Origin of the sequence: Enterobacter sp. JS8-1 (genome assembly GCF_049187015.1) — a bacterium.
GTDB lineage: Bacteria > Pseudomonadota > Gammaproteobacteria > Enterobacterales > Enterobacteriaceae > Enterobacter > Enterobacter mori.
In genome coordinates this window covers 2,286,820-2,311,127 of sequence record NZ_CP185805.1, presented here as the reverse complement: position 1 = coordinate 2,311,127, position 24,308 = coordinate 2,286,820, and the positions used below count along the sequence as shown (strand labels likewise).

The following is a 24,308-nucleotide window of genomic DNA, read 5'->3' as shown; positions in this document are numbered from 1 at the left end:
TCCGGGGCTTTATTTTCTAGCTAAACATCCTTACCATCCTGTCTAATTCTTCCTCTTTCACAGCCCGTGACAGATAATAGCCCTGGAAGCTTTTCACCCCCAGCTCAACTAATTTTTCAAACTTCTCTTCACTGTCAACGCCCTCTGCGATGCAATCCGTTCCGGTCATGTCGCTATAAATTTGTATCGCTTTAATAAGATGGTAGTCATTATCATTTGCCACAAAATGTTCGACGATATCCCGGTCAAGCTTCAGTCCGTCAAAATGCACCTGCCTGACGGGGAACAGGGTGTGATGGTTGGAGAAGCAGTCGTCCAAAAATAATCTACACCCCGTGTTCCGCAGGAGACGCATGGTTTCAGGGATCCTGCTGTCCTTCATCACATCAATGCTTTCCGCGAACTCAAACACCAGCTTTTCCGCCCACTGCGGTTTGAGCAGCATGCCGGTGGCCTTCCTGGCCATATCCGGTAGCGCATTCCCGGAGGCCAGACGTGGTGGAATATTCACGGAAAAATAAAACTTTCCATTATATTTATTAATTCCGCAAACGGCGGCGTGGATGACCAACGCCGTAATCTTTAACCATATTTCATGATGTGAGATATCATTAAGGAAGCTGGCGGGCTTAACAATTTTACCGTTTTTATTCCAGCGAATGAGTATCTCAAAGCCTACCCCTTTTTTATCACGATCGGTAATGATCTGATACGCTGGAAATATTTCCCTTTTCAACAGTGCGTTATAAATATCGACTTCTTTATCGGTGAATCCTTCATTTCTATTGGGCAGGACGTCACGGCTTTCCGCTCTGAAATTGCGCGGATCGTTTAGCCATTGTCTAATCACATGTAATTTATTCATCCCTTCCTTACGGTGAGTATAAATAGTTTTATTAGACAACCCCGTGCTTTCACACTGCTCTTTTACGGACATCCCTCGGTAGAAGCGTAATAAAACATCAATCTCTCTTTTTGTTAAGCCTTTTATTTTTACCTGGTTGGCGGATGCCATATATTGGCTGCGTAATAAGCGCGAACGTTCCTTAAGCTTTTCGCCGCGAATATTAAGGCTGGATGCCAAATCAGCAACGCTGGATATACGAATCACTGACAATTGCTGGCTATTATTTAAAAGGCTTCTCAGCGTACAATAGAGCCAACCATCGGGGATATCACCATACAGGGTTACGCGTCGAATAACGGGCAGCGCGTTCAGCACTGATGCCAGCCGCTTCAGGCTGGCAAGAAGTTCCACAACGCCCTTCCCAAGAAACACTGAAACGCTAGCGTGCTGATTTTTAACGACATCTTCAAGATCTCGTTGGTGCACCTCATCTTCTTCAAAGTGTATAAGTGAGGCGTTTATCCCATACTGTTTGAGCAGCAGACAATATCCCTGAAATGTGAAACAGCAGGTTGAGATGACAAATTTTTGCTCATCGCAAGCAGTATTTCTGAGAGACGTTTTTTGAGTCATAACCTGCTCCTGGGCACGAAAGCGCCAATCTCATTTTTATAAATGCAAAAAACTTAATTCACCTGGCTTGAATAATGATTTTACAGCACACTGAGTGGTTAAGATATCGTTATCGACGCCATTGATCGGAACATCTTTGCGTTAATCACCTGCCCATTATCATGACTGAAAATATATCTTTCTTTTCAAATAACGACCGCAAACGACAGTTTCTCAGGTATAATGAATATTCCGAAAAAGAAGGCTTAACACTTCATCTATCGGTTCATTAAACACGAGAAAAACGCTATGGATAATCACATCTCATCCAGGGCCTTGCTACATCGAAGGGATGTTATAAAGAACAACCCGCGATTCGGTGAGGCAATATTAGAGCACTACGCAATTAATGACACCATCTATAAAAAACAACCTTTGTTCTACAAAACAATGCTGCAGGAATCACGGTTTAACATTATTCTCTCCATGTGTTGTTTTATTTTTGGAAATCAAGCCGAGTCAGTTTCAGAGATTAAAGAGTTATGTTCACGCTATAAAATAGCCAGCCCCAACAGCGTCATTGCGATCATTACGATACTTCGAACCACCGGGCGCATCAGGACCTGGCGCTGTACGGAAGACAGGCGAAAAACAAGAATCGCCCCAACCGAAAAAGGATTAAATGAACTTAAACGCTATATGTCCGGCGCATTTATACCCGTCAGCATTCTGTATCCTGCGTTTAATATTGATGTCAATTTGTTGGACAATGACATTTTAAGAAATAACTTTTTCCGCCGCGCGGCGGAATACCTTTTTCGGGGATTAACGTTCAGGAAGGTTTTACCGGAAGTGGGGTTATTTATCGATAAAGACGGAGGCCGAATGATTATGCTATATCTTTATCTACAGGCGGTAAAAAATAAATCAGCACATGGCGCAATTATTGATTATTCTGCCAGCACGCTCGCTAAGGAATTTTTTGTTTCACGCATTCACGTCAACCGAATTATCAAAACCGCGCAAGAGGCGGGCTACCTTAAAGATCGGGGTGATGGAAGGATGTCGATTTACCCGGCCTTTCTCGAACTGGTGGAAAATTATGCCGGTTTGTATTTCGCGTATGTCACGCATTACATCAACGTGGTTCCGAAAGAACGACGCCACCTCAACAACGTGACGTCAACGGTTTAATTCACATGGCGTTCGGGATCCCGAACGCCACTATCTTATCTTTCCCGCAGTGCCTCTTTCGCCTTGTTCAGCGGCTTCAACAGATAATCCAGAATGGTTTTGCTGCCGGTTTTAATATCAACGGTAGCAATCATGCCCGGAAAGACCGGAAATTCCTGACCTTGCTTATTGGTCAGATGGTTACTGTCGGTACGAATATAGACGCGGTAGTAGTAGACATCCCTTTTCACCTCATCCTGCAAGGTGTCCGGGGAAATCATGGTCACTTCCCCTTCCAGTCCGCCGTAAATGGAATAGTCATAGGCCGTAATTTTCACCAGCGCTTTCTGGCCGGGATGAATAAAGGCGACGTCGCGCGGCGAAATTTTCGCTTCGACCACCATCTGATCGTCCAGCGGGACCAGGCTCATCAGCTTGCCGTTCGGCGGGATAACGCCTCCCACGGTTGTGACGTCAATATCCTTCACGATCCCGCGAACCGGCGCATTGAAGGTCAGCCGGGTCAGGGAGTCCTCACGTCCCTTCATCACCGAACGCTGGGCTTCAATCTCCGCATTGGCTTTCGCCAGCTCTTCACGGGCGCGAACGTAATACTGGTTTTTCATCTCGGTGATTTTATTCTCAAGCTCATTTTTTTGACGCTCAAGACGTAATACCTCAACCTTGCTGGCCGCCCCCTGGGTCACCAGCGGACGGGTCAACGACAGCTCGCGCTGCACCAGCTCGGCGCCCTGACGTAAACCGGCCAGCCCTTTTTCGAGGCTCTCACGACGGGACTGGTAGAGCGCCGTTTCCTGTTTAACCAGCTCAACGTCGTCATCCAGCTCTTCCGGGAACGCAAGTTCCGTATCGTTCACCTCGGCCTTCAGGCGCGCCGCCGTTGCCAGCGCCGCATTCAGGCGAGACTCGCTCTCCAGCACGCTGGATTCGGTTTTTGTCCGGTCAAGCTGCGCGAGCTGCTGGCCGCGTTCAACAATATCGCCCTCGCGCACCATCAGGCTGTGGATAATCCCCCCTTCAAGGGACTGGATCACCTGCTCGTGGGAGGACGGGATCACCTTACCGCTGCCGGTCGTCACCTCATCCAGCTTGAACAGGCTCGCCCAGACGATAAAGACCGCCAGCAGGGCGAACAGCGACCATGCCACCAGTGACGAGCGCGGCAGGCGCGGCTCTTTCAGACGGCTGTTAAAGCGAGAGAAATCATTCATGCCACGCCCTCCGTTTTCATGGTGACGGTACGCTGTGCGGCTTTCTGCGGTGCCATACCGTGCTGGTGCAGGATCGCATCGCGCGGGCCGTCCATCACCACCTTGCCGTTTTCCAACACGATGATGCGGTCCACCAAATCCAGAATCGGCAGCCGATGCGTCGCTACCACCAGCGTCCGGCGTTTACCCAGCCATTTGTGGAGATGCTGTATGAACTGCTTCTCGCTCATTTCGTCCAGCCAGGCGGTCGGTTCGTCCAGCAGCAGGATATTGGGTGAGACGATCAGCGCGCGCGCCAGCAATAGCGCCTGACGCTGTCCGCCGGAGAGGCCCGTTCCGCCCTCGTTGATGATGGTGTTCAGCCCCATTTTCTGCTTACGCACAAACTCCAGCGCGCCGCTGTTGACCAGCGCCTGATGAATCTCGTCGTCGGTGGCCAGCGGGTTGCCCATCAGAATGTTGTCCCGCACGGAGCCAAAGAACAGCCGGGCCTGCTGGCTAAGCAGCTGCATGTCGCGACGCACGTCGGCCGGGTCCAGATGATTGAGGGCAATATCGTCGAGCAGGATACTGCCCTGCTGCGGCTCCTGCATGCCCGCCAGAAGCTGTAACAGCGTGCTTTTACCGGAGCCATTACGCCCAAGCACCGCCACGCGCTCCCCGGCGCGGATCTGCAGCTTGCTGATGTTGAGCACGGTGAGTTTCTCTTCCTCGTCGTAATAAAACCCGACGTCCTCAAGGCTATAGTCGCCGCGCAGGTGGGCTTTGTGCACCTTCTTGCCGTGCTGCGGATCGTCAATCGGGCGCTGCATCAGGTCGTCCAGCCCCTTGCGCGCCACCTTTGCCGACTGCCAGCGCGAGAGCACGCCTGAGATCTGCGACAGCGGCGCGATAGTGCGCGATGCCAGAATCGAGGTCCCTACCAGCGCACCGGTGGTCATGTCGCCGCTGATGACCAGGTAACAGCCAACCAGCAGTACCACCGCATAGACGATTGACTGTACCTCCTGCGTCCACGTGAGCAGCAGGCCCGTCAGCCAGCGCTGCTTCATACCGACGCTGGCGGCAACGTCATTGGTGTTATTCCACTGGTTCTGGAAACGCTGTTCGGCGCGCATCAGCTTAATATCTTCAAGGCCCTGCACCGCTTCCACCAGCGTGGCGTTACGAATGGCGGATTCGCGCATCCCTTCGCTGGAGAGTTTCCCCAGCGGGCGCTGCACCAGCAGGCCGGGAATAAGCAGCAGCGGCACGGCGAGCAGGACCACCAGCACCAGCGGTCCGCCAATCATCCACAGAATGAAGACGAATAGCAGGAAGAACGGCAGATCGGAAATGGCCGCAATGGTGGTCGAGGTGATGAGCTCGCGCACCGACTCCAGCTCGCGGATCTGCGCGATAAACGATCCGGTCGATTTCGAGCGTGCACCGTTTTTAATCCGCAGCGCGTGGGCAAACACGCGTTCTGAGATACGCAGGTCGGCGCGTTTCCCCACCACGTCAGAAATATGCACGCGCAGCATGCGCATGATGAATTCGAACAGAATGGCAATCATCACGCCGCCAAACAGCACCCACAGCGTGGCTTCCGACTGCGACGGAACCACCCTGTCGTACACCTGCATGGAGAAGACCATGCCGGAAAGCGCCAGCACGTTGGCGACCAGCGCCACCAGCATGATGTCGCTGTAACGTCGCCAGTCTTTCAGCGCCAGCTGCCAGAACCAGTTTTTCTCATAGGGTTTGATGTAGTCGTCCACGCGAGCATCCGGCGTGGATTCGAGCGGGCGCAACACCATCAGCCCCTTTAACCGCGTCCCGAGTTCGTCACGCGTCAGCGTCGTCTCCAGCCCCGCGTCACCGCTGAACTGCAGGCTGACGTTGCCTTCGCTGTCCATGCGGTTAATGACCGCGATTTGTCCACCGGTGAACTCCGCCAGCAGCGGCAGGCGCCACGGGTCGAGGGATACCGCTTCAGCCGCCACCACACGCATCCCCAGCCCAAGCTGGCGCGCCATCTCCTCCAGCACCAGCTGGCGCGGAGACTGACTTTCATGGTTAATCGTGACCCGAACGTGCTCCGTCGAAAAGTCCAGCCGATAGTGCTTCGCGATGGTGAGCATGCCCTGCAGCCAGGGTTCGTACTGTGGATGTGTCTTCATAATGCTACGTCCTGTTCAGGGCGATAATTTCGCACTGAAATGATACCTTCACGGGATGGTTAAGAATCGAACACCTTCTAAACGAGCCCGCAAAATAATCTTGTGAAATATAGGGTTATGGCTATTCATGTAAAGAAACGCAAAAAGCCGCGAGGATCGCTCCCCGCGGCGTTGTTTTACGCAATTAACAGCTGATGGTTCGCCAGCAGCGTCGCCAGATCCGTCTGCACGCCGTTCAGCGTCACCAGGGCGGTTGGCGAGAACTGGCCGCCCGTCCCATCGAGGTCCACCTGGATCTCGGTGTTGCTGCCGTTCTGCACCACGCGGATGTAATCGCTGATATTGCCCGCGCTGCTGTCCAGCGTGGCCACGCCGTTCACGTAGCTCGCCGAGCCGGTGCCGGTATAGCCGCTGCCGGAGAGCAGGTCGCGCAGGTCAATACGATCCGTGTCCGCCGTCCCTTCCCAGGTGCCGACCGTAAAGCCGTTCACCACGTCGTGACCGTTACCGCCCGTCGCATCCGTTGCGTTGATCAGCTTGTAGAGCAACGTATCGTGACCGCCGCTGCCGATGTTGAAGGTGTCGTTCCCGCCGCGGCCTTCGAACTGGTTATCACCGCTGTTGCCGGTAATGACGTCGTCGAAGTTCGAACCGTTAATTCCCTCAATGTTGAGCAGTCGTGACGTCCCGAACCCGGTGTCCTGCGCGGTAGAGAGGCGCAGGTCAACGGTCACGCCGGAGGTCGCATTGCGGTAATCCACCACGTCCATCCCACCGGTGTTGCTCCAGGTGTCGTAGTCGGAATGGGTATTCCAGCCGCCGGAGCCGTTATAGGTATAGGTGCCGTCCTCTGCGATAAAGGTGTCGTTATACCCGGTCCCGGTGATAGTCCCGCTGTGGCCGCCGGTGGCTGCTTCGGCCGTCAGAACGTAGCCCTCTTTGCCGTTACCCGCTTCCAGACCGCCCCAGGTGACGTTATCCGACACGCCGTTGGTAATCTTCAGGATCTCGGCCGAATAGGTTTCATTCGGATCCAGCCCGTAGAAGCTCACCAGCGCAGAGGTATCGTTCGAGCCAATACCGGACTGGGCGTTGATGATCTGCGACGCCACCAGTACACCCGCGGCGTTGTACAGATTGACCGTGTTGCCGTAGTAGGCGTTGATGCCCTCGCTGTCGACAATGTGCAGGTGCATCGCGGTGCCATCAGCAATGGTTTTGCTGTTTTGTACCAGCACCACCTTGCCGTTCTGCTGCGATACCAGCAGATCCTGCGCGCCGTCCCAGTTGTAGTCCACCGCCGCCACGCCGGTCGCGTAGGCAATACCTGACGCAAGCTGGCTTGAGGTCCAGGTAGAGCCGTAACCGTTGTTGGTGAACAAGGTCGCCGTCTGCGAACCGCCGTAGGTACTGAGCTTGACGATGTCCATCTGCCCGTCACCGTTCCAGTCCACCGCCACCGACAGGTACCCCGCCGTGGCGTTAGAGGCTTCCACCGCGCTCTTGGTGGCAGAGAGCTTTCCGGTACCGTCGTTGTAGTAGATCACCCCGCCGTTGTTGTTGTAGCTGCTGCCCAGGTACAGATCCATGTAGCCGTCGCCGTTGAAGTCCGCCCACGTCATGGAGGCCGCCGTGGTGGTATTCGAGGCGTTTGCCACAAACACGTTCGTCAGGTTCTGACCGATAGAGAGCGTGCCGTTGCCGTTGTTGTTGATCACGGTTAACGAGTACGCGCCGCTGCGGTTGGTGTGCTGGACAATGTCTACCGTGCCGTCGTTGTTCAGATCGACGCCGGAGATTTCGCGCCCGGAATCGAACTGACCGTAGAAACCGCCTTCGCCACCGGTGCCGTCCGGCGACAGAACGCCGTTGTTGTTCACCAGATAGGTCAGTGAGTCCATGCCGGCATCGCCATACGCCAGATCCAGATAACCATCGCCGGTTTTATCGTAGGCAATGACGCCGCCGTACCAGATGGTGGTCCCCATCGCCAGCTGGCTGGCGTTATAGGTGCTGCCATCATAGGTCCACATCACCTGCGTAGAGCCAGCGTAGGTATTTTCCGTCGCGAAGATATCCTGCGTGCCGTTACGGTCGAAGTCAGCGGCGGTCTGGCTCACCACGTAGTAGCCGCGGGTGTTGGTCAGCGTATTTCCGGCATAGGTCGAGCTATCGCTGCTGGAGTAAGACTGACCGTTAGCAATGATATTCCACAGACCGCTGCTGTTCATGCCGAGGGTCATGGTGGAGTTGTTGCTGTTCCCTGCCGTGGTTGCCCAGTCGGTATTCACCGAGGTGGTATCTATCACCAGGCTGCCTGTCGCCGTACCGGTGGTATTGCCGTTACCCGCACTGCTCTTCACCTGCGCCGTCACGCTGTAGCTCGACACGCTCAGCGCATCGCCGTCCGGGATCTGCAGATACCAGGTGTTGTGATCCGGGTCGACCACCACCGCGCCGCCGGTCTGGGAGGTGTAGGTTTTTCCGTTCACCGTCACCACCAGGTATTCACCGTTCACCAGGTCAGCGGAGACGGTACCGCTGACAATCGGCGTGGTGTCCGACGTGGTCTGCGCGGTAATCGCCGCCGTGGTGGTCGGGATGCTGGTATCAACGTTCAGCACAAAGCCGTCAGATTCCGTGTAGTTACCGGCCCTGTCGGTGACGCGCAGGATGTAGGTGTGGTTGCCGTCGCTCAGGCCGTTGTCCTGGAAGGACCAGCTCGCGCTGCCGTTCATTGTCACCTGTCCGAGCAGGACGCCGTCACGATAGAGCTGCACAATTTCCCCGTCGTCCGGTGCGCGGTTAAGCGTGCCGTTGATCAGCGGCGAGTTATCGTCCGTTGCTACCGCACTGCCAAAGGTACCCTGACGCTCGCCTTCGCCGTCGGTGTAGCTCACTACCGTGCCCACCGTGGCTGGCGGCGTGGTGTCCACCGTCACCACCTGAGAGGCGGTGGAGCCGACGTTGCCCGCCTGGTCGATAATCCGCACCTGGTAGGTGTAGTCTCCGTCAGGCAGATCGCGGGTATCGGTGTAGCTCCAGCGCTGGTTGGTAACCGTGGTATCGAGCCAGGTATTGCCGCCGTCCAGGCTGATCTGTACGCGCTCGTCGCTTGCCAGCGCGCTGCCCAGCGAACCGTTGATGGTCAACGTGGTGTCCATGGTGATGAAATCACTGCCGGACTGGCCGGTATCGTCGCTGATGCTGTCGATGGTGACACCGTACTGCGGCGACTGGGTATCCACCGTCACCGCCTGCGCGGTGGTGGCCCCGACGTTCCCCGCCTGGTCAACGACCCGCACCTGATAGTTATGGCTGCCATCGGTCAGGGTACGGGTGTCGCTGTAGCTCCACTGCGTACCGCTTACGGTGGCGTAAACCCAGGTGCTGCCGCCGTCCATGCTCACCTGTACGAATTCACCCGCGCCGAGTTCTGCGCCGAGCGTTCCGTGCAGCGTGTACGAGGTCGAACTGGTCAGGAAGTCGTTATTGTCGAAGCCGGTATCCACGGTGATGTTATCCACGGTCACCGTAATCGCCGCATCCGGGGCGACCGTATCGACGGTCACCTGCTGATGGGCGCTGGCGCCTACGTTACCGGCGGCATCCACCACGCGAACGTAGTAGTCATAGGTCTGGTTACCCAGCGTGCGACCGTCCACGTAGTACCAGCTGTTGCCAGTGACGATGACGTTCTGCCAGGTCACGCCGCCGTCGATGCTGATCTGCGCGTATTCCCCGTCGGCCAGCGTTGCGCCGAGCGAGCCGTGCAGCGTCAGGGACGTATCGTTAGTGATAAAGTCGCTGCTGCTCAGGCCGGTATCGTCACTGATGCTGTCGATGACGATCGTTTTGCTGGCGTCAGGTGCAACCGTATCAATGGTCACCACCTGGCTGGCGGTGGCGCTGATATTGCCCGCGTCGTCAATCACGCGTAGCTGGTAGTTGTAATCCCCATCGGCCAGCGTGCGGCCATCAACATACGTCCAGCTCAGGCCGCTGACGCTGACGTCGATCCAGGTCACGCCACCGTCGAGGCTGATCTGCGCGTGGTCGCCGCTGCCCAGCGCCGCGCCGAGCGTCCCTTTCAGGCTGATCTGGTTGTCGCTGGTGATAAAGTCACTGCCGGACAGGCCGGTATCCTGGGTGATGGAATCGACCGTAATCGTCGTCGCCGCAGGCTTCGTCAGGTCAATCACCACGTCCTGACTGTCCGTTGCCCCCACGTTCCCGGCGTTATCGATCACGCGCACCTGGTACTGGTAGGTACCGTCCGTCAGGGTGCGGCCATCGGTGTAGCGCCAGGTGGTGCCGGTCACGGTCAGGTCAATCCAGGTGGTGCCGCCGTCGAGGCTGATCTGCGCCTTCTCGTTATTGCCGAGCTGCGCGGTCAGGGAGCCGTTGACCACAACGTGGCTGTCGTTGGTGATGAAATCGCTCGCGCTCAGGCCGGTATCGTTTTGCAGTGAGTCAATGCTGATCCCCATCGACGGCGCGGTCAGATCGACGGTCACGGTGTGGTTATCGCTGGCACTGTTGCCGATGGTATTGCTGACCTGCGCGTTAATCACGTACGAACCGCCGTCCGCCAGCGCGGTCACGTCTGCGCTGCCCAAGGTGTAGCTCCAGGTGCCGTCATTCTGGACGGTAGCCGTATAGGTTTTACCGTTCAGCGTAATGGTCACCGTCTGGCCCGCCGGGGCGTCGGTGGTGCCGCTGACAGTCAGCGGCGTGCCGTGCTCGGCGGCGTTGACGATATCGTCCTGCGCAAAGGTGTTAATGGTGATGGTTGGGACATCGCCGTTCAGCGTCACGTCGTGCGTTGCGCTGCCCGGGTTGCCCGCCTTATCGCTCACCGCAGCCGTAATGGTGTAATCCCCGTCGCTCAGGCCGAGGAAATCACGGCCCGGCACGAAGACCGACCACGAACCGTCTGCCGCGACGGTCGCCTGATAGCTGTGCCCGTTGAAGGAGACGGTCACCGTCTGGCCCTGTTCCGCCGTAGTGGTGCCGCTAATGGTCTGGCCCGCCAGCTGTTCCGCGTTGTTGACGATATCGTCATCGGCCACGGTGCTGATGGTCACGGTTGGCGCGACGGTGTCTACCGTTAAGGTATGCGTGGTTTGACCGTTATTACCCGCCTTGTCGTTCACCGACGCGGTGACCGTCAGCGCGCCTTCGCTCAGGCTGGCAAGATCGGCGGCCGGAACGTCCAGCGTCCAGGTACCGTCGTTTGCCACGGTGGCCGTGTAGGTTTTGCCGCCCAGCGTCACGGTCACCGTCTGGCCCGCTTCCGCGCTGGAAGAGCCGTGTACGGTAAGCGGCTGCTGCGCTTCCGCCGCGTTCAGAACGTCGTCGCCGGACAGCGTGGCAATGCTTACCACCGGCGAGGTGGTATCCACGCTGATGCCGTGCGTCGCCGACGCGCTGTTGCCCGCGCTGTCCTGCGCCGACACGGACACCTGATAGCTCGCGCCATCGGCCAGGGCGCCCACGTCTGCGGCCGGAACGGTGGTCGTCCAGCTGCCGTCGCTCTGGATGGTGGCCGTATAGCTCTTGCCGTTCAGCGTCACGGTAACCTGCGTGCCGCTGGCGAACTGGGCGCTGGAGCCGTTAATTACCAGTGACGAACCGGCTTCCGCCGCGTTGATGACGTCGTCACCGCTTACGGTGTTCACCGTCAGCGCCACGGAGGCGGTGTTCACCACCACATCGTGGGTCTGGGTGCTGCTGTTGCCCGCGCTGTCGGTAATGGTCGCGCTGAGGGTCACGGTGCCGTCGGTCAGTGCGGAAATCACGCTGGCCGGTACGCCCACGCTCCAGCTGCCGCTGGCGTCAACGGTGGTGGTGTACTGGTTCGAACCGATGGTGATAACCAGCTTATCGCCGACGCTCGCGCCGGTTGCGGTGCCGCTGACGATCTGCGCCTGACCGTGCTCCACGCTGTTGATGACGTTATCGCCCGCCACGACGTTAAAGCTGACGGTCGGCGGCGTGGTATCAAGCGTAATCGCTTTGCCCGCGCTGGCCGGGTTACCCGCGGCGTCGCTCACGCTAACCTGTACGGTGTAGCCGTTATCCGCCAGTGCGGACAGGTCGGTGCCCGGTACGTTCACGCTCCAGAGGCCACCCTGCTGTACCTGCGCGGTATAGCTCTTACCGCCCAGCGTCACGGTGACGGTCTGCCCGACTTCCGCCGTGGTGGTGCCGGAAATGGCCACGCCCGCAGCGGCTTCGCTGCCGTTAATCACGTTATCGCCAGCGACCGTATCAATGCTTACGCCTGGCGCGGTCGTATCTACGCTGTACTCGCGGCCCGCCGAGGCGCTGTTGCCGTTGACGTTGGTGACGTTCACCTGCACGCTGGCATCGCCGTCCTTCAGACCCGCAAGGTCTGCAGACGGTACGGTAGCCGTCCAGTTACCGTCGGCGTCCACTTTCGCGGTGTACGTCTTGCCGCCAAAGGTGATGGTAACGGTCTGGTTTTCCTCCACGTTCGAGGTGCTGCCGGACAGCACCAGATCCGTGCCTTTCTCCGCCGCGTTAATCACGTCGTCGGTGGCAATCGCATCGATGCTGACGGCAACGGCAGACAGATCGACGGTGACATCGTGGCTGATGGTCACCGGGTTGCCCGCCGCGCTCTGGCCTGCAACGGTCACGGTGAGCGTGCCCGCAGCCAGGGCCCCGACGTCTGCCGCCGGGATCGCCGCGCTCCAGGTGCCGTCTGCCAGCACGGAGGCCGCATAGGTTTTGCCATTGACGGTCACGGTGAGCGTGGTGCCTGCCGCCAGCCCGTCGCTGGAGCCGGTGACAATCAGGTTCTGCCCATGCTCGATGCTGTTAATCACATCGTCGCCCGCCACGGTATCAATGCGCAGACCCGGCAGGCTGGCGTCTATAACGATTTCGCGCTCGCCCGCGCCGGTGTTGCCGTGGCCGTTGGTGACGGTCGCCGACACGGTCAACTCACCGTTGCCCAGCGCGGTGAGGACCGTTTCCGGCACGCTAACGGACCAGGTGAGATCGCTCTGCACCGTTGCGGTGTACGTGTTACCACCAATGGTGACGGTGACGGTATTCCCCGCTTCCGCGTTCGCCACTTTGCCGCTGATGGTCTGGCCCGCGGCCACTTCCGCCGCGTTGATGACGTTATCGCCCGCCACGGTATTGATGGTGACAGTCGGCAGCGCGGTGTCGACCAGCAGGGTCGCCGTATTGCTGACGCTGTTGCCCACGCCGTTGGTCGCGGCGGCGTTCAGGGTGTAGTTGGCTTCGCCCAGACCCGCCAGATCCGCTGCCGGAACGGTCAGGCTCCAGGTGCCGTCCGCCGCCGTCGTGGCCGCGTAGTTTTTACCGTTAAGGGTCACGGTCACCACGGTGCCTTCCGCCAGGTTGGCGCTGGTGCCGCTGACGCTCAGATCCTGACCTTTCTCTACCGCGTTCAGCACGTTATCGCCGCTGATGGCGTTGAACGCCACGGACGGCAGACCGGTATCGACGGTCACGTTATGCGTGCCGGTGCCGGTGTTGCCCGCCGCGTCGGTGACTGACGCAGTGACGGTCACGGTGCCGTCCTGCAGAGCAGAAATCACGCTGGCCGGTACGCCCACGCTCCAGTTGCCCGCCGCGTCCAGCAGGGTGGTGTAAGTCTGGCCGCCAATGGTGACGGTGACCTTATCGCCCGCTGCCGCGCCGGTAGCGCTGCCGCTGATGATGTGCGCCTGAGCGTGCTCAGTGATGTTAATCACGTCATCGCCCGCTACGGTGTTGATGGTTACCGCAGGAACGGTCACGTCCACCGTCAGGTTGTGATCGGCCGATGCCGGGTTGCCCGCCTTGTCGCTGACGCCCGCCGTCACGGTCACGCTGCCGTCGCCGAGTGCCGCCAGATCCGCCGCCGGAACGCTCAGCGTCCAGCTGCCGTCCGCGCCTGCGGTTGTGGTGTAATCTTTGCCGTTCAGCGTCACGGTCACCGTCTGCCCCGCTTCGGCGGTGGTGGTGCCGGACACGGTCAGATCGGACTGCGCTTCAGCGGCGTTCAGAATGTCGTCGGCCGCCAGGGTGTTGATGGTTACGGACGGCGCGGTCGCATCCACGCTGTACTCGCGGCCCGCCGAGGCGCTGTTGCCGTTCACGTTGGTGACGCTCACCTGCACGCTGGCGTCGCCGTCCTTCAGGCCAGCCAGATCCGCTGACGGCACGGTATAGGTCCAGTTGCCGCTGTCGTCTACTGTCGCGGTATAGATTTTGCCGTTCAGGCTGATGGTCACAGCTTGCCCGGCTTCTACGTTGGTGGTCGCACCGGACAGCACCAGATCCGCGCCCTTCTCCGCCGCGTTAATCACGTCGTCGGTGGCAATTGCATCAATGCTGACGGCAACGGCAGACAGATCGACGGTCACATCGTGGCTGATGGTAATCGGGTTACCCGCAGAACTGTCGCCGGTAACGTTGATTTTGACGGTGCCTTCCGGCCACGCGCTCACGTCGGTGGACGGGACCGCCGCGCTCCAGGTGCCGTCTGCCAGCACCGTCGCCGCATAGTCTTTACCGTTGACGGTGACGGTCAGCGTCGTGCCCGATGCCAGCCCGTCGCTGGAGCCGGTGACGATCAGATTCTGATTGTGCTCGATGCTGTTGACGACATTGTCGCCCGCTACGGTATCCACGCGCAGTCCCGGCAGGTTAGCGTCGATAGTAATATCGCGCTCTCCGGTACCGGTATTCCCGTGGCCGTTGGTGACGGTCGCCGTCACGCTCAGGCTGCCGTTACCCAGCGCGGTCAGCACGTCAGACGGCACGTTCACGGACCAGGTCAGATCGCTCTGCACCGTTGCGGTGTAGCTGTTGCCGCCAATGGTGACGGTAACGGTATTGCCCGCTTCGACATTCGCCACGGTGCCGCTCAGGGTCTGGCCTGCCGCCACTTCCGCCGCGTTAATGACGTTGTCGCCCGCCACGGTATTAATGGTCACGGTCGGCAGCGCGGTGTCCACCAGCAGGTTCGCGGCGTTGCTCACGGTGTTGCCCACGCCGTTGGTGGCGGTCGCATTCAGGGTGTAATTGGCCTGACCGAGACCGGCCAGATCCGCTGCCGGAACCGTCAGGCTCCAGGTGCCGTCTGCCGCCGTGGTGGCCGTGTAGTTTTTACCGTTCAGGGTCACGGTCACCACGGTGCCTTCCGCGAGGTTGGCGCTGGTGCCGCTGACGCTCAGATCCTGACCCTTTTCAACCGCGTTCAGGACATTGTCATCGCTGATGGCGTTGAAGTTGACAGATGGCAAGCCGGTGTCGACGGTCACGTCATGGCTGCCGGTGCCGGTATTGCCCGCCGCGTCGGTGACTGACGCCGTGACGGTCACGGTGCCGTCGCTGAGACCGGAAATCACGCTCGCCGGTACCCCCACGCTCCAGTTGCCCGCCGCGTCCAGCACGGTGGTGTAAGTCTGACCGCCGAGGGTGACGGTGACCTTATCGCCCGCTGCCGCGCCGGTGGCGGTACCGCTGATGATGTGCGCCTGGCCGTGTTCTGCGATGTTAATGACATCATCGCCCGCCACGGTGTTGATGGTCACCGCAGGCGCGGTGATATCTACCGCCAGGTTGTGATCCACGGACGCCGGGTTACCCGCTTTATCGCTAACCGACGCGGTGACGGTCACGCTGCCGTCGGTTAATCCAGCCAGATCCGCCGCCGGAACGTTCAGCGTCCAGCTGCCGTCTGCGCCAACGGTCGTGGTGTAGTCTTTACCGTTCAGCGATACGGTCACCGTCTGGCCCGCTTCGGCGGTGGTGGTGCCGGACACGGTCAGATCGGACTGGGCTTCTGCAGCATTCAGAATATCGTCGTTCGCCAGGGTATTGATGGTCACGGACGGTGCGGTCGCATCCACGCTGTACTCGCGGCCCGCCGAGGCGCTGTTGCCGTTCACGTTGGTGACGCTCACCTGCACGCTGGCGTCGCCGTCCTTCAGGCCCGCCAGATCGGCCGCTGGCACCGTGGCGGTCCATTTACCGTCGGCATCGACCGTGGCGGTGTAATTCTTGCCGCCGAAGGTGATGGTGACGGTTTGATTTTCTTCCACGTTCGAAGTGGTGCCGGAGAGCACCAGATCCGCACCCTTCTCGGCGGCGTTAATCACGTCATCGGTGGCAACGGCGTCGATGCTGATGGCAACGCTCGCCAGATCCACCGTCACATCGTGGCTGATGGAAACCGGGTTACCGGCGCTGCTCTGGCCCGCAACGGTCACGGTAACCGTGCCTGCGGCCAGCGCACCCACGTCTGCCGCCGGGATCGCCGCGCTCCAGGTGCCGTCCGCCAGCACGGTCGCCGGATAGGTTTTGCCGTTGACGGTCACGGTCAGCGCCGCGCCCGCCGCCAGCCCGTCGCTGGAGCCGGTGATAATCAGGTTTTGAGTACGTTCGATGCTGTTGATCACGTCGTCACCCGCCACGGTATCCACGCGCAGGCCCGGCAGGTTAGCGTCTATCACGATTTCGCGCTCGCCCGTTCCGCTATTGCCCACGCCGTTGGTGACGCTGGCTGACACGGTCAAATCGCCGTTGCCCAGCGCGCTCAGCACCGACTCCGGCACGTTCACGGACCAGGTGAGATCGCTCTGCACCGTTGCGGTGTAGCTGTTACCGCCAATGGTCACGGTCACGGTGTTGCCCGCTTCGGCATTCACCACCTTACCGCTGATGGTCTGGCCTGAGGCCACTTCCGCTGCGTTAATGACGTCGTCACCTGCAATGGTGTTGATAATCACGCCCGGCAGAACGGATTCCACGTTCACGGTGTGCGACGTGCTGGTGCTGTTGCCGACGCTGTCCGTTGCCGATGCGGTAACGGTGTACAACGCTTCACCCAACGCGCCGACCTGATCTGCAGGAACGGTAGTCGTCCATTTCCCGTTGCTGTCGACCATCGCGCTGTACGCTTTGCCGTTCAGCATCACGGTCACCACTGCGCCTGTCGCCAGGCCGGAAGCCGTACCGGAGATCGTCAGATCCTGGGTTTTCTCGGTGTTGTTGATCACATCGTCACCGGAAACAGTGTCAATGGTCAGCACCGGCGCGGTCAGGTTCACCTCCACGCCGTGCGTGGCGCTGTTGCTGTTGCCCGCTTTATCGGTCAGCGCCGCGGTAATAGTGTAATCCCCGGCGGCCAGCGCGGTGACGTCCGCCGCAGGCACGCCCACGCTCCAGTTGCCGGAGGCATCCAGGGTGGCGGTGTAGGATTTGCCGTTGAGGGTTACGGTGACCACGTCGCCCGCCGCCGCGCCGGTTACGGCGCCCGTAACAATCAGGGCCTGAACATGCTCGGCGCTGTTGATCACGTCGTCGTCGGAAACGGTGTTAATGGTCAGCTGCGGGACGGTGGTATCGACCAGCACGTCGCGATCCGCAGAGGCCGGGTTGCCCGCCTTATCAGACACGGCGGCGCTGATGGTGTAGTTGCCGTCGGTAATACCGCTCAGATCCGCGGACGGCACGGTCACGCTCCAGCTGCCGTTCGCCTGTACGGTGGTGGTGTAGTCCACGCCGTTCAGCGTTACGGTGACGGTCTGGCCCGCTTCGGCGTTGGTCACGCCGTTAACGACCAGATCCTGCTGCGCTTCGGCCGCATTGATGATGTTGTTGTCGCTGACAATTTCAATAGATACCGTCGGCGCGGTGGCGTCCACGCTGTACTCGCGGCCTGCCGACGCGCTGTTGCCGTTCACGTTGGTGACGCTCACCTGCACGCTGGCATCGCCGTCCTTCAGGCTGCCCAAATCGGCAGACGGTACGGTCGCCGTCCAGTTGCCGCTGGCATCGACCGTCGCGGTGTACGACTTGCCGCCGAAAGTGATGGTAACGGTCTGGTTTTCTTCCACATTGGTGGTCGAGCCGGACAGCACCAGGTCCGCGCCTTTCTCTGCCGCGTTGATTACGTCGTCCGAGGCAACCGGGTTAATACTGATAGCAACGGTCGCCAGATCCACCTTCACATCGTGGCTGATGGAAACCGGATTGCCCGCCGCGCTCTGGCCTTCCACGGTCACGGTGACCGTGCCCGCATTCAGCGCGCTGACGTCTGCCGCCGGAATGGCCGCCGTCCAGGTGCCGTCCGCCAGCACGGTTGCGGCGTAGGTTTTGCCGTTAACGGTGACCGTCAGCGCAGAGCCGCTCGCCAGCCCGTCGCTGGAGCCGGTAATAATCAGGTTTTGCGCGTGCTCAATGCTGTTGATCACATCGTCGCCCGCCACGGTATCGACGCGCAGGCCCGGCAGGTTGGCGTCAATAACGATTTCGCGCTCGCCGGTTCCGGTGTTGCCGTGGCCGTTGGTGACGCTGGCTGACACCGTCAGTTCGCCGTTACCGATGGCGGTTAACACCGTGGACGGCACGTTGACCGACCAGCTCAGATCGTCCTGAACCGTCGCGGTATAGGTATTGCCGCCGACTGAAACAGTGACAGTGTCACCGCTCGCCGCGCCGCTCACTTTGCCGCTCAGGGTCTGCCCGGCAGCCACTTCCGCGGCGTTAATGACATCGTCCGTGGCGACAGGATTGATGGAGACCTGCGGCAGCGCGCTGTCGACCAGCACGCTGTGGTCGGCGCTCGCGCTGTTGCCTGCGGCGTCGGTTACGCTCGCCGTCACCACATAGCTCGCTTCACCCAGCGCAGAGACGTTTGCCGCCGGAACGGTGACGCTCCAGCCGCCGCTGGCGTCGGTGGTGGCCGTATAGCTGATACCGTTCAGGGTCACCGTAATGGTGGTTCCGTCCGGCTGGTTGCTGGTGCCGGACACCAGCAGATCCTGGCCTTTCTCGGTCGCGTTGATCACGTCGTCAACCGCCAGGGTATTGATGGCGATCGTCGGCGCGGTCAGGGAGACGCCAAACTCGTGCGTCGCGGTAGTGCTGTTACCGGCTTTATCGGTGAGGGTCGCAGAGATCGTCTGCTCGCCGTTTGCCAGCGCGCCCACGTCGGTCGCCGGAACGCCCACGCTCCAGCTGCCGGACGCATCCAGCATGGCGGTGTAGTCTTTACCGTTCAGGCTCAGGGTAATCACGTCGCCCGCCTGCGCACCCGTCACCTTGCCGGAGACGATCAGCGCCTGGCCGTGCTCGGCAATATTCACGACGTCGTCGCCCGCAACGATGTTGAACGAAATCTGCGGTACGGTGGTGTCGACCAGCACCGAGGAGCCCGCGTTGGCCGGGTTGCCTGCCTTATCGGACACGGTCACCGTTACCGCTGCGCTGCCGTCGGTGATGCCTGCCATATCCGCCGCCGGAACGTCGAGCGTCCAGCTGCCGTCCGCCTGCACCTGTGCGGTGTACTGATTGCCGTTGAAGGTCACGGTGACCGTCTGGCCTGCTTCGGCAGTAGAGGTGCCGCTCAGGGTCAGATCCTGCGCCGCCTCTGCCGCGTTCAGCATATTGTCATGGCTGATGGTGTTGATGGTCACCGTCGGCGCGGTGGTATCGACGCTGAATTCCTGCGCCGAAGACGCCGCGTTGCCGTTCACGTTGGTGACGCTGACCTGCACGCTGGCGTCGCCGTCTTTCAGGCCGCTCAAATCAGCTGACGGTACGGTCCAGGTCCAGTCGCCGTTGGTATCCACCGTCGTGGTATAGGTTTTACCCGCGAAGGTGATGGTCACGGTCTGACCCGCTTCAACGTTGGACGTGGTGCCGGAAAGCACCAGGTCCTGGCCTTTTTCCGCCGCGTTGAGCACGTTATCGTCGGTCACACTGCTGATGGTGATGGCGACAGGCGCGAGATCGACGTCCACGACGGTCCCGATAGCCACCGGGTTGCCGGAGGCATCCTGCGCGCTTGCCTTGATATCCAGCGAACCGTCCGACCACTGGGACACATCGGCCGCCGGTACCGCCGCCTGCCAGGTGCCGTCCGCCAGTACCGTTGCCGAATAGGCTTTGCCGTTGATGGTCACGGTCACGGTGCTGCCCGCCGCCAGATCGCTGCTGGTACCAGACACAATCAGGTTCTGCGCGTGTTCAATCACGTTTATCACGTCGTCACCTGCGACGGTATCAATCCGCAGTCCCGGGAGCTGGGCGTCGATGTTGAAGTCGAGAGAAGAGGAGCCGGTATTGCCGTGCGCGTTGGTCACGCTGGCGGATACGGTGAGATCGCCGTTGCCGAGCGCGGTTAACTGGCTTTCGGTTAACGGCAGGCTCCAGGTGAGATCGTCCTGCACGGTAGCGGTGTACGTCTGGCCGCCAAGGATAATAGTGACAGTGTCACCTGGTGCCGCGTTCGTCACCTTACCGGTCAGGGTTTGCCCTGCCGCCACTTCCGCTGCGTTAACGATATTGTCGCCCGCCAGCGTGTCGATCGTCACCACCGGCAGCGAGGTGTCCACCAGCACATCGTGTGAGGTTGAGGCGCTGTTGCCTACGTTATCCGTTACGCTCGCCGTCACGGTGTAATGGGCTTCTCCCAGCGCGCTAACGGCCGAGACCGGTACGGTCACGCTCCAGTTACCGCTGGCGTCAGTAGTGGCGGTGTAATTGATGCCGTTCAGGTTAACGGTGACGCGTGTTCCTTCCGGCTGATTGCTGGTGCCGGAGAGCAGCAGATCTTCGCCCTTCTCGGTCGCGTTAATCACGTCGTCCGCCGCCAGCGTGCTGATGGTGATAACAGGCGTCACGGTATTCACCACCACATCCAGTGAACTGCTTCCGGTATTGCCGGATCGGTCGGTCACGGAGACGTCGATGGTCCAGTTGCCGTCCGTCAGCCCCTGCACGACAGACGCGGGCAGGCCAAGGCTCCAGTTCCCCGCCGCATCCACCACCGTGGTGTAATCGATGCTGTTAATGGTGACGGTCACCCGATCGCCCGCTGCCGCACCGGTGACGGAGCCGCTCAGGATCTGCGCCTGTGAATGGGCGAGCTGGTTAACGGTATTGGTGTCGGTGACAAAGTCGTTAATGGTCACCTGCGGTACGGTGGCGTCCACCAGTCCCACGCGATCGGCGCTGCTGCTGTTGCCCGCCACGTCGCTCACGGTTGCGGTCACGGTAACGATGCCATCCGTCAGGGCACCCACGTCAGCCGCAGGCACGCTCAGCTGCCACGTACCGTCCGCCTGAACCGTGGTCTGATACGTTTTGCCGTTCAGCGTCACGGTGACCGTTTGGCCCGCTTCCGCAGTGCTGGTACCGCTTAAGGCTAAATCCTGCTGCGCTTCAGCCGCATTGATGATGTTGTCGTCGGTCAGGTTATCGAGCGTAATGGCCGGTGGCTGCGTATCCACCGTGACCACGCGCGCGGCGTCCGCGCTGTTGCCGCTAACGTTAGTGACGCTGACGCTCACCTGCGCGCGTCCGTCGATCAGGGTTTCCATGGCGCTGGCCGGAACGCTCAGGCTCCAGGAACCGTCCTGCTGCACCTGCGCGGTAAAGGTCTGGTCGGCGAATTTCACCACCACGGTCTGCCCTGCTTCCACACCCTGCGTCTGGCCGGAAAGAGTTAAGTCCGCGCCTTTTTCCGCCGCGTTCAGCAGGTCGTCGCCGGAGACGGTATCAATGGTGACCGCCACGGCGTTCAGATCGAGTTCAATCGGGTGTTCAGCCGCAACGGTATTGCCCCAGGCATCTACCGCGCTGACGCTAACCGTCATGCCGCCCGCCGTCCAGGCCTGCAGGTCCGCCGCCGGAACGCCGATCTGCCAGTTGCCGCTGGCGTTAACCGCGGTGACGTACTCAACGCTGTTAATGGTGACGACAATCTGCGTCCCCGCGGCCAGATGGGTGCTGGAGCCGGTGACGCTCAGATCCTGCTGCTGTTCAATGGCGTTGATCACGTCATCGCCGGAAATGGTGTTCACGCGCAGGCCCGGCAGCTCCGCGTTGATATTGATATCACGCTCGCCGGTGCCGGTATTGCCGTGCGCGTTGGTGACGGAGGCGCTGAAGGTCAAATCGCCGTCGCCGAACGCCTGAAGATCCGCTGACGGGATTTTCACGCTCCAGGTCAGATCGCTGCCAACCGTTGCGGTGTAGCTCTTGCCGCCGACGGTGACAGAGACGGTATCGCCTGCCGCCGCGCCGGTAACGCGTCCGCTGAGGGTTTGATCGACGCCCGCTTCGGCGTGATTGACCAGGTTGTCGCCCGCAAACGTATTGATAATGACCTGCGGCAGCACGGTGTCCACCAGCAGATTCGCCTCGGCAGAGCCGCTGTTACCCGCGCTGTCGGTGCCGCTGACGCTCACGGTATAAAGGGTGTTCGCCAGATTCAGCACGTCAGAAACCGGCACCTGAACCGTCCAGATACCGTTTTCAACCGTGGCCTGATAGTTAACGTTGTTTAACGTGACGGTGATGGCGCTGCCGTTCGGCAGGTTGCTGGTGCCGCTCAGGCTCAGGGGCTGCATGGCCTCCTGCGCGTTCAGAACGTTATTCTGGCTGATGGCGTCAATCGTGAATTCTGGCGGGTTGCCGCTCAGCGTCACGCCGTGCGTCGCGCTGCCGGTGTTGCCCGCAGCATCAGTGACGGAGACAGAAATCGTGTGGCTGCCCTCACCGAGCGCGCCGATGACGGAGGCAGGCACGCCGACGCTCCAGCTGCCGTCGGCAAGCACCACACCGGTGAAGGTCTGTCCGCCAACGGTCACGGTCACCACGTCGCCTGCCGCCGCGCCGCTCGCCTTCCCGGAAACGATCTGCGCCTGGCCCTGCTCGCTGGTGTTCAGAATGTCGTCACCCGCGACGGTGTTGATTGTCACAACCGGAGCGGCGGTATCAACCGTGAAATCGGCGGTGGTGGAAGAACCGTTACCCGCTTTGTCGCTGACGTTGACCGTCAGGGTGTGCCCGCCGTTAGCCATCGCCTGCACTTCACTTGCAGGAAGCGTGACGGACCAGGTGCCGTCGCTGCCCACGGTCGCCGTGTGATTTTTACCGTTCAGCGTGACCGTCACAATCTGGCCCGCTTCCGCATCGGTTTTACCGCTAATCGTCAGCGGCTGATTATGTTCAGCGGCGTTAATGATATTGTCCTGCGCAATTGCATTCACGGAGAGCGCAGGCGCAACGGTATCGACGCCAATCGTCTGACTGCCGCTCACGATATTACCCGCTGCGTCTTTGCCGCTCACATTGACCGTCCAGGTGCCGTCGCCCAGCGCCTGCGCGTCTGCGGCAGGCACCTTCACACTCCACGCGCCGTTTGCCCCGACTTCTGCGGTATAGGTTTTTCCGTTCAGCGTGACGGTCAGCGATGTTCCCTGCGCCAGGTTTTTGCTGGCCCCGGAAAGCGTGAAGCCCGCGGACTGTTCGCTGGCGTTGATCACGTTATCGCCCGCCGTGGTGGCGAGCGTCACGGCGGCCTCGGCCGTTGAGACGGTTACGGTGATGCTGCCCGCAGAGGTGGTTTTGCTGCCGTCGATCTGTACGACCGACCAGGTGTGCTCCCCGTCGGTCTGTGTCGGGAGTTTTACCGTCCAGGTGCCGTCCTTCGCGACCATGGCGCTGGCGATGGTGCTGCCGCCGCTGTCTTTAATCTGAATGGTCGCGCCCGGCTGCCCGGTACCGCTGAAGGTTGGGGTGTTGTCGTCCGTGATCTCTTTTGCACTCAGCACGCCCTGCTTGTCACCCGCGTTATCCGTCAGCAAAAAGGTCGGCGTGGCGCTCTCAACCTCTTTGGTATTATCAATAACTTTCGTTTTTGTTTCGCCGTCACCGCCGTGAGCCAGCAGCGCCCCAATGGCACCGCCGCCTAACGCCGCGCCCGCAATCCAGCCCCACGGCGCATCGCTTAATACGCTTTCCTGCTCCAGGAAAGGCTCAATGCTGCTAATGGGTGCGGCCTGCGCGGTTAATTCCGTCGCGGCCATGCCTGACGCTTCCCCGGCATCGGCAAAAGAAATATGCGTCAGTTCCTGATTATCGTTGAATACCAGCTCTGACTGATTATGCGTTTCTGGATCTTCGACAAAATAGTTATTGCAGCGGATCACGCTGCCATCTTTCATATAAATCAGGAGGTCTTTCCCCTGGCGGACATAACGCACCACATCCTGAGCAGAACCCTGGATTTCAATCACGCTCGGCGATGAAATGGATACCGACAGATTTCCTTCGCCGGTTAATTTCGTTTTCTCCGCCGTTTTGCGAATGATGACATCAACAACTTTTACGTTACTCATATTCTTCTCCTTGCAGGTGTACGGATTCCTGTGGATATGTCCACCAGACGGATGTAGCTATCCCTGGGAAAAAACACCCATTATTGTCAGACTTATTTCG

The 24,308-nt window shown here is 59.9% G+C and carries 5 protein-coding genes; 1 reads left to right on the top strand and 4 read right to left on the bottom strand.

Translation table 11 applies throughout. The features are described from left to right. Positions 1 to 16: 16 nt before the first annotated feature. The gene (locus ACOQH0_RS10945) at positions 17 to 1,480 is read right to left on the bottom strand and encodes an EAL domain-containing protein (protein WP_421512250.1); all 1,464 of its coding nucleotides are present in this window, start codon (positions 1,478 to 1,480) and stop codon (positions 17 to 19) included. A 288-nt stretch (positions 1,481 to 1,768) separates the two neighbouring features. On the opposite strand from ACOQH0_RS10945, the gene ACOQH0_RS10940 reads away from it, so the two are divergent. Further along, positions 1,769 to 2,653, top strand: a complete 885-nt coding sequence (locus ACOQH0_RS10940; protein WP_421512249.1) for a MarR family transcriptional regulator — start codon at positions 1,769 to 1,771, stop codon at positions 2,651 to 2,653. A 35-nt stretch (positions 2,654 to 2,688) separates the two neighbouring features. Here ACOQH0_RS10940 and ACOQH0_RS10935 read toward each other — a convergent pair whose 3' ends face one another. From ACOQH0_RS10935 to ACOQH0_RS10925, 3 genes are all read right to left on the bottom strand, one after another. Further along, positions 2,689 to 3,864, bottom strand: a complete 1,176-nt coding sequence (locus tag ACOQH0_RS10935; protein WP_421512248.1) for an HlyD family type I secretion periplasmic adaptor subunit — start codon at positions 3,862 to 3,864, stop codon at positions 2,689 to 2,691. Beyond that, the gene (locus ACOQH0_RS10930) at positions 3,861 to 6,026 is read right to left on the bottom strand and encodes a type I secretion system permease/ATPase (RefSeq protein WP_421512247.1); all 2,166 of its coding nucleotides are present in this window, start codon (positions 6,024 to 6,026) and stop codon (positions 3,861 to 3,863) included. The genes ACOQH0_RS10935 and ACOQH0_RS10930 overlap by 4 nt, the downstream gene beginning before the upstream one ends. 176 nt (positions 6,027 to 6,202) lie before the next feature. Further along, positions 6,203 to 24,208: an Ig-like domain-containing protein gene (locus ACOQH0_RS10925; protein WP_421512246.1), complete on the bottom strand. Its 18,006-nt coding sequence runs from the start codon at positions 24,206 to 24,208 to the stop codon at positions 6,203 to 6,205. Positions 24,209 to 24,308 lie beyond the last annotated feature (100 nt).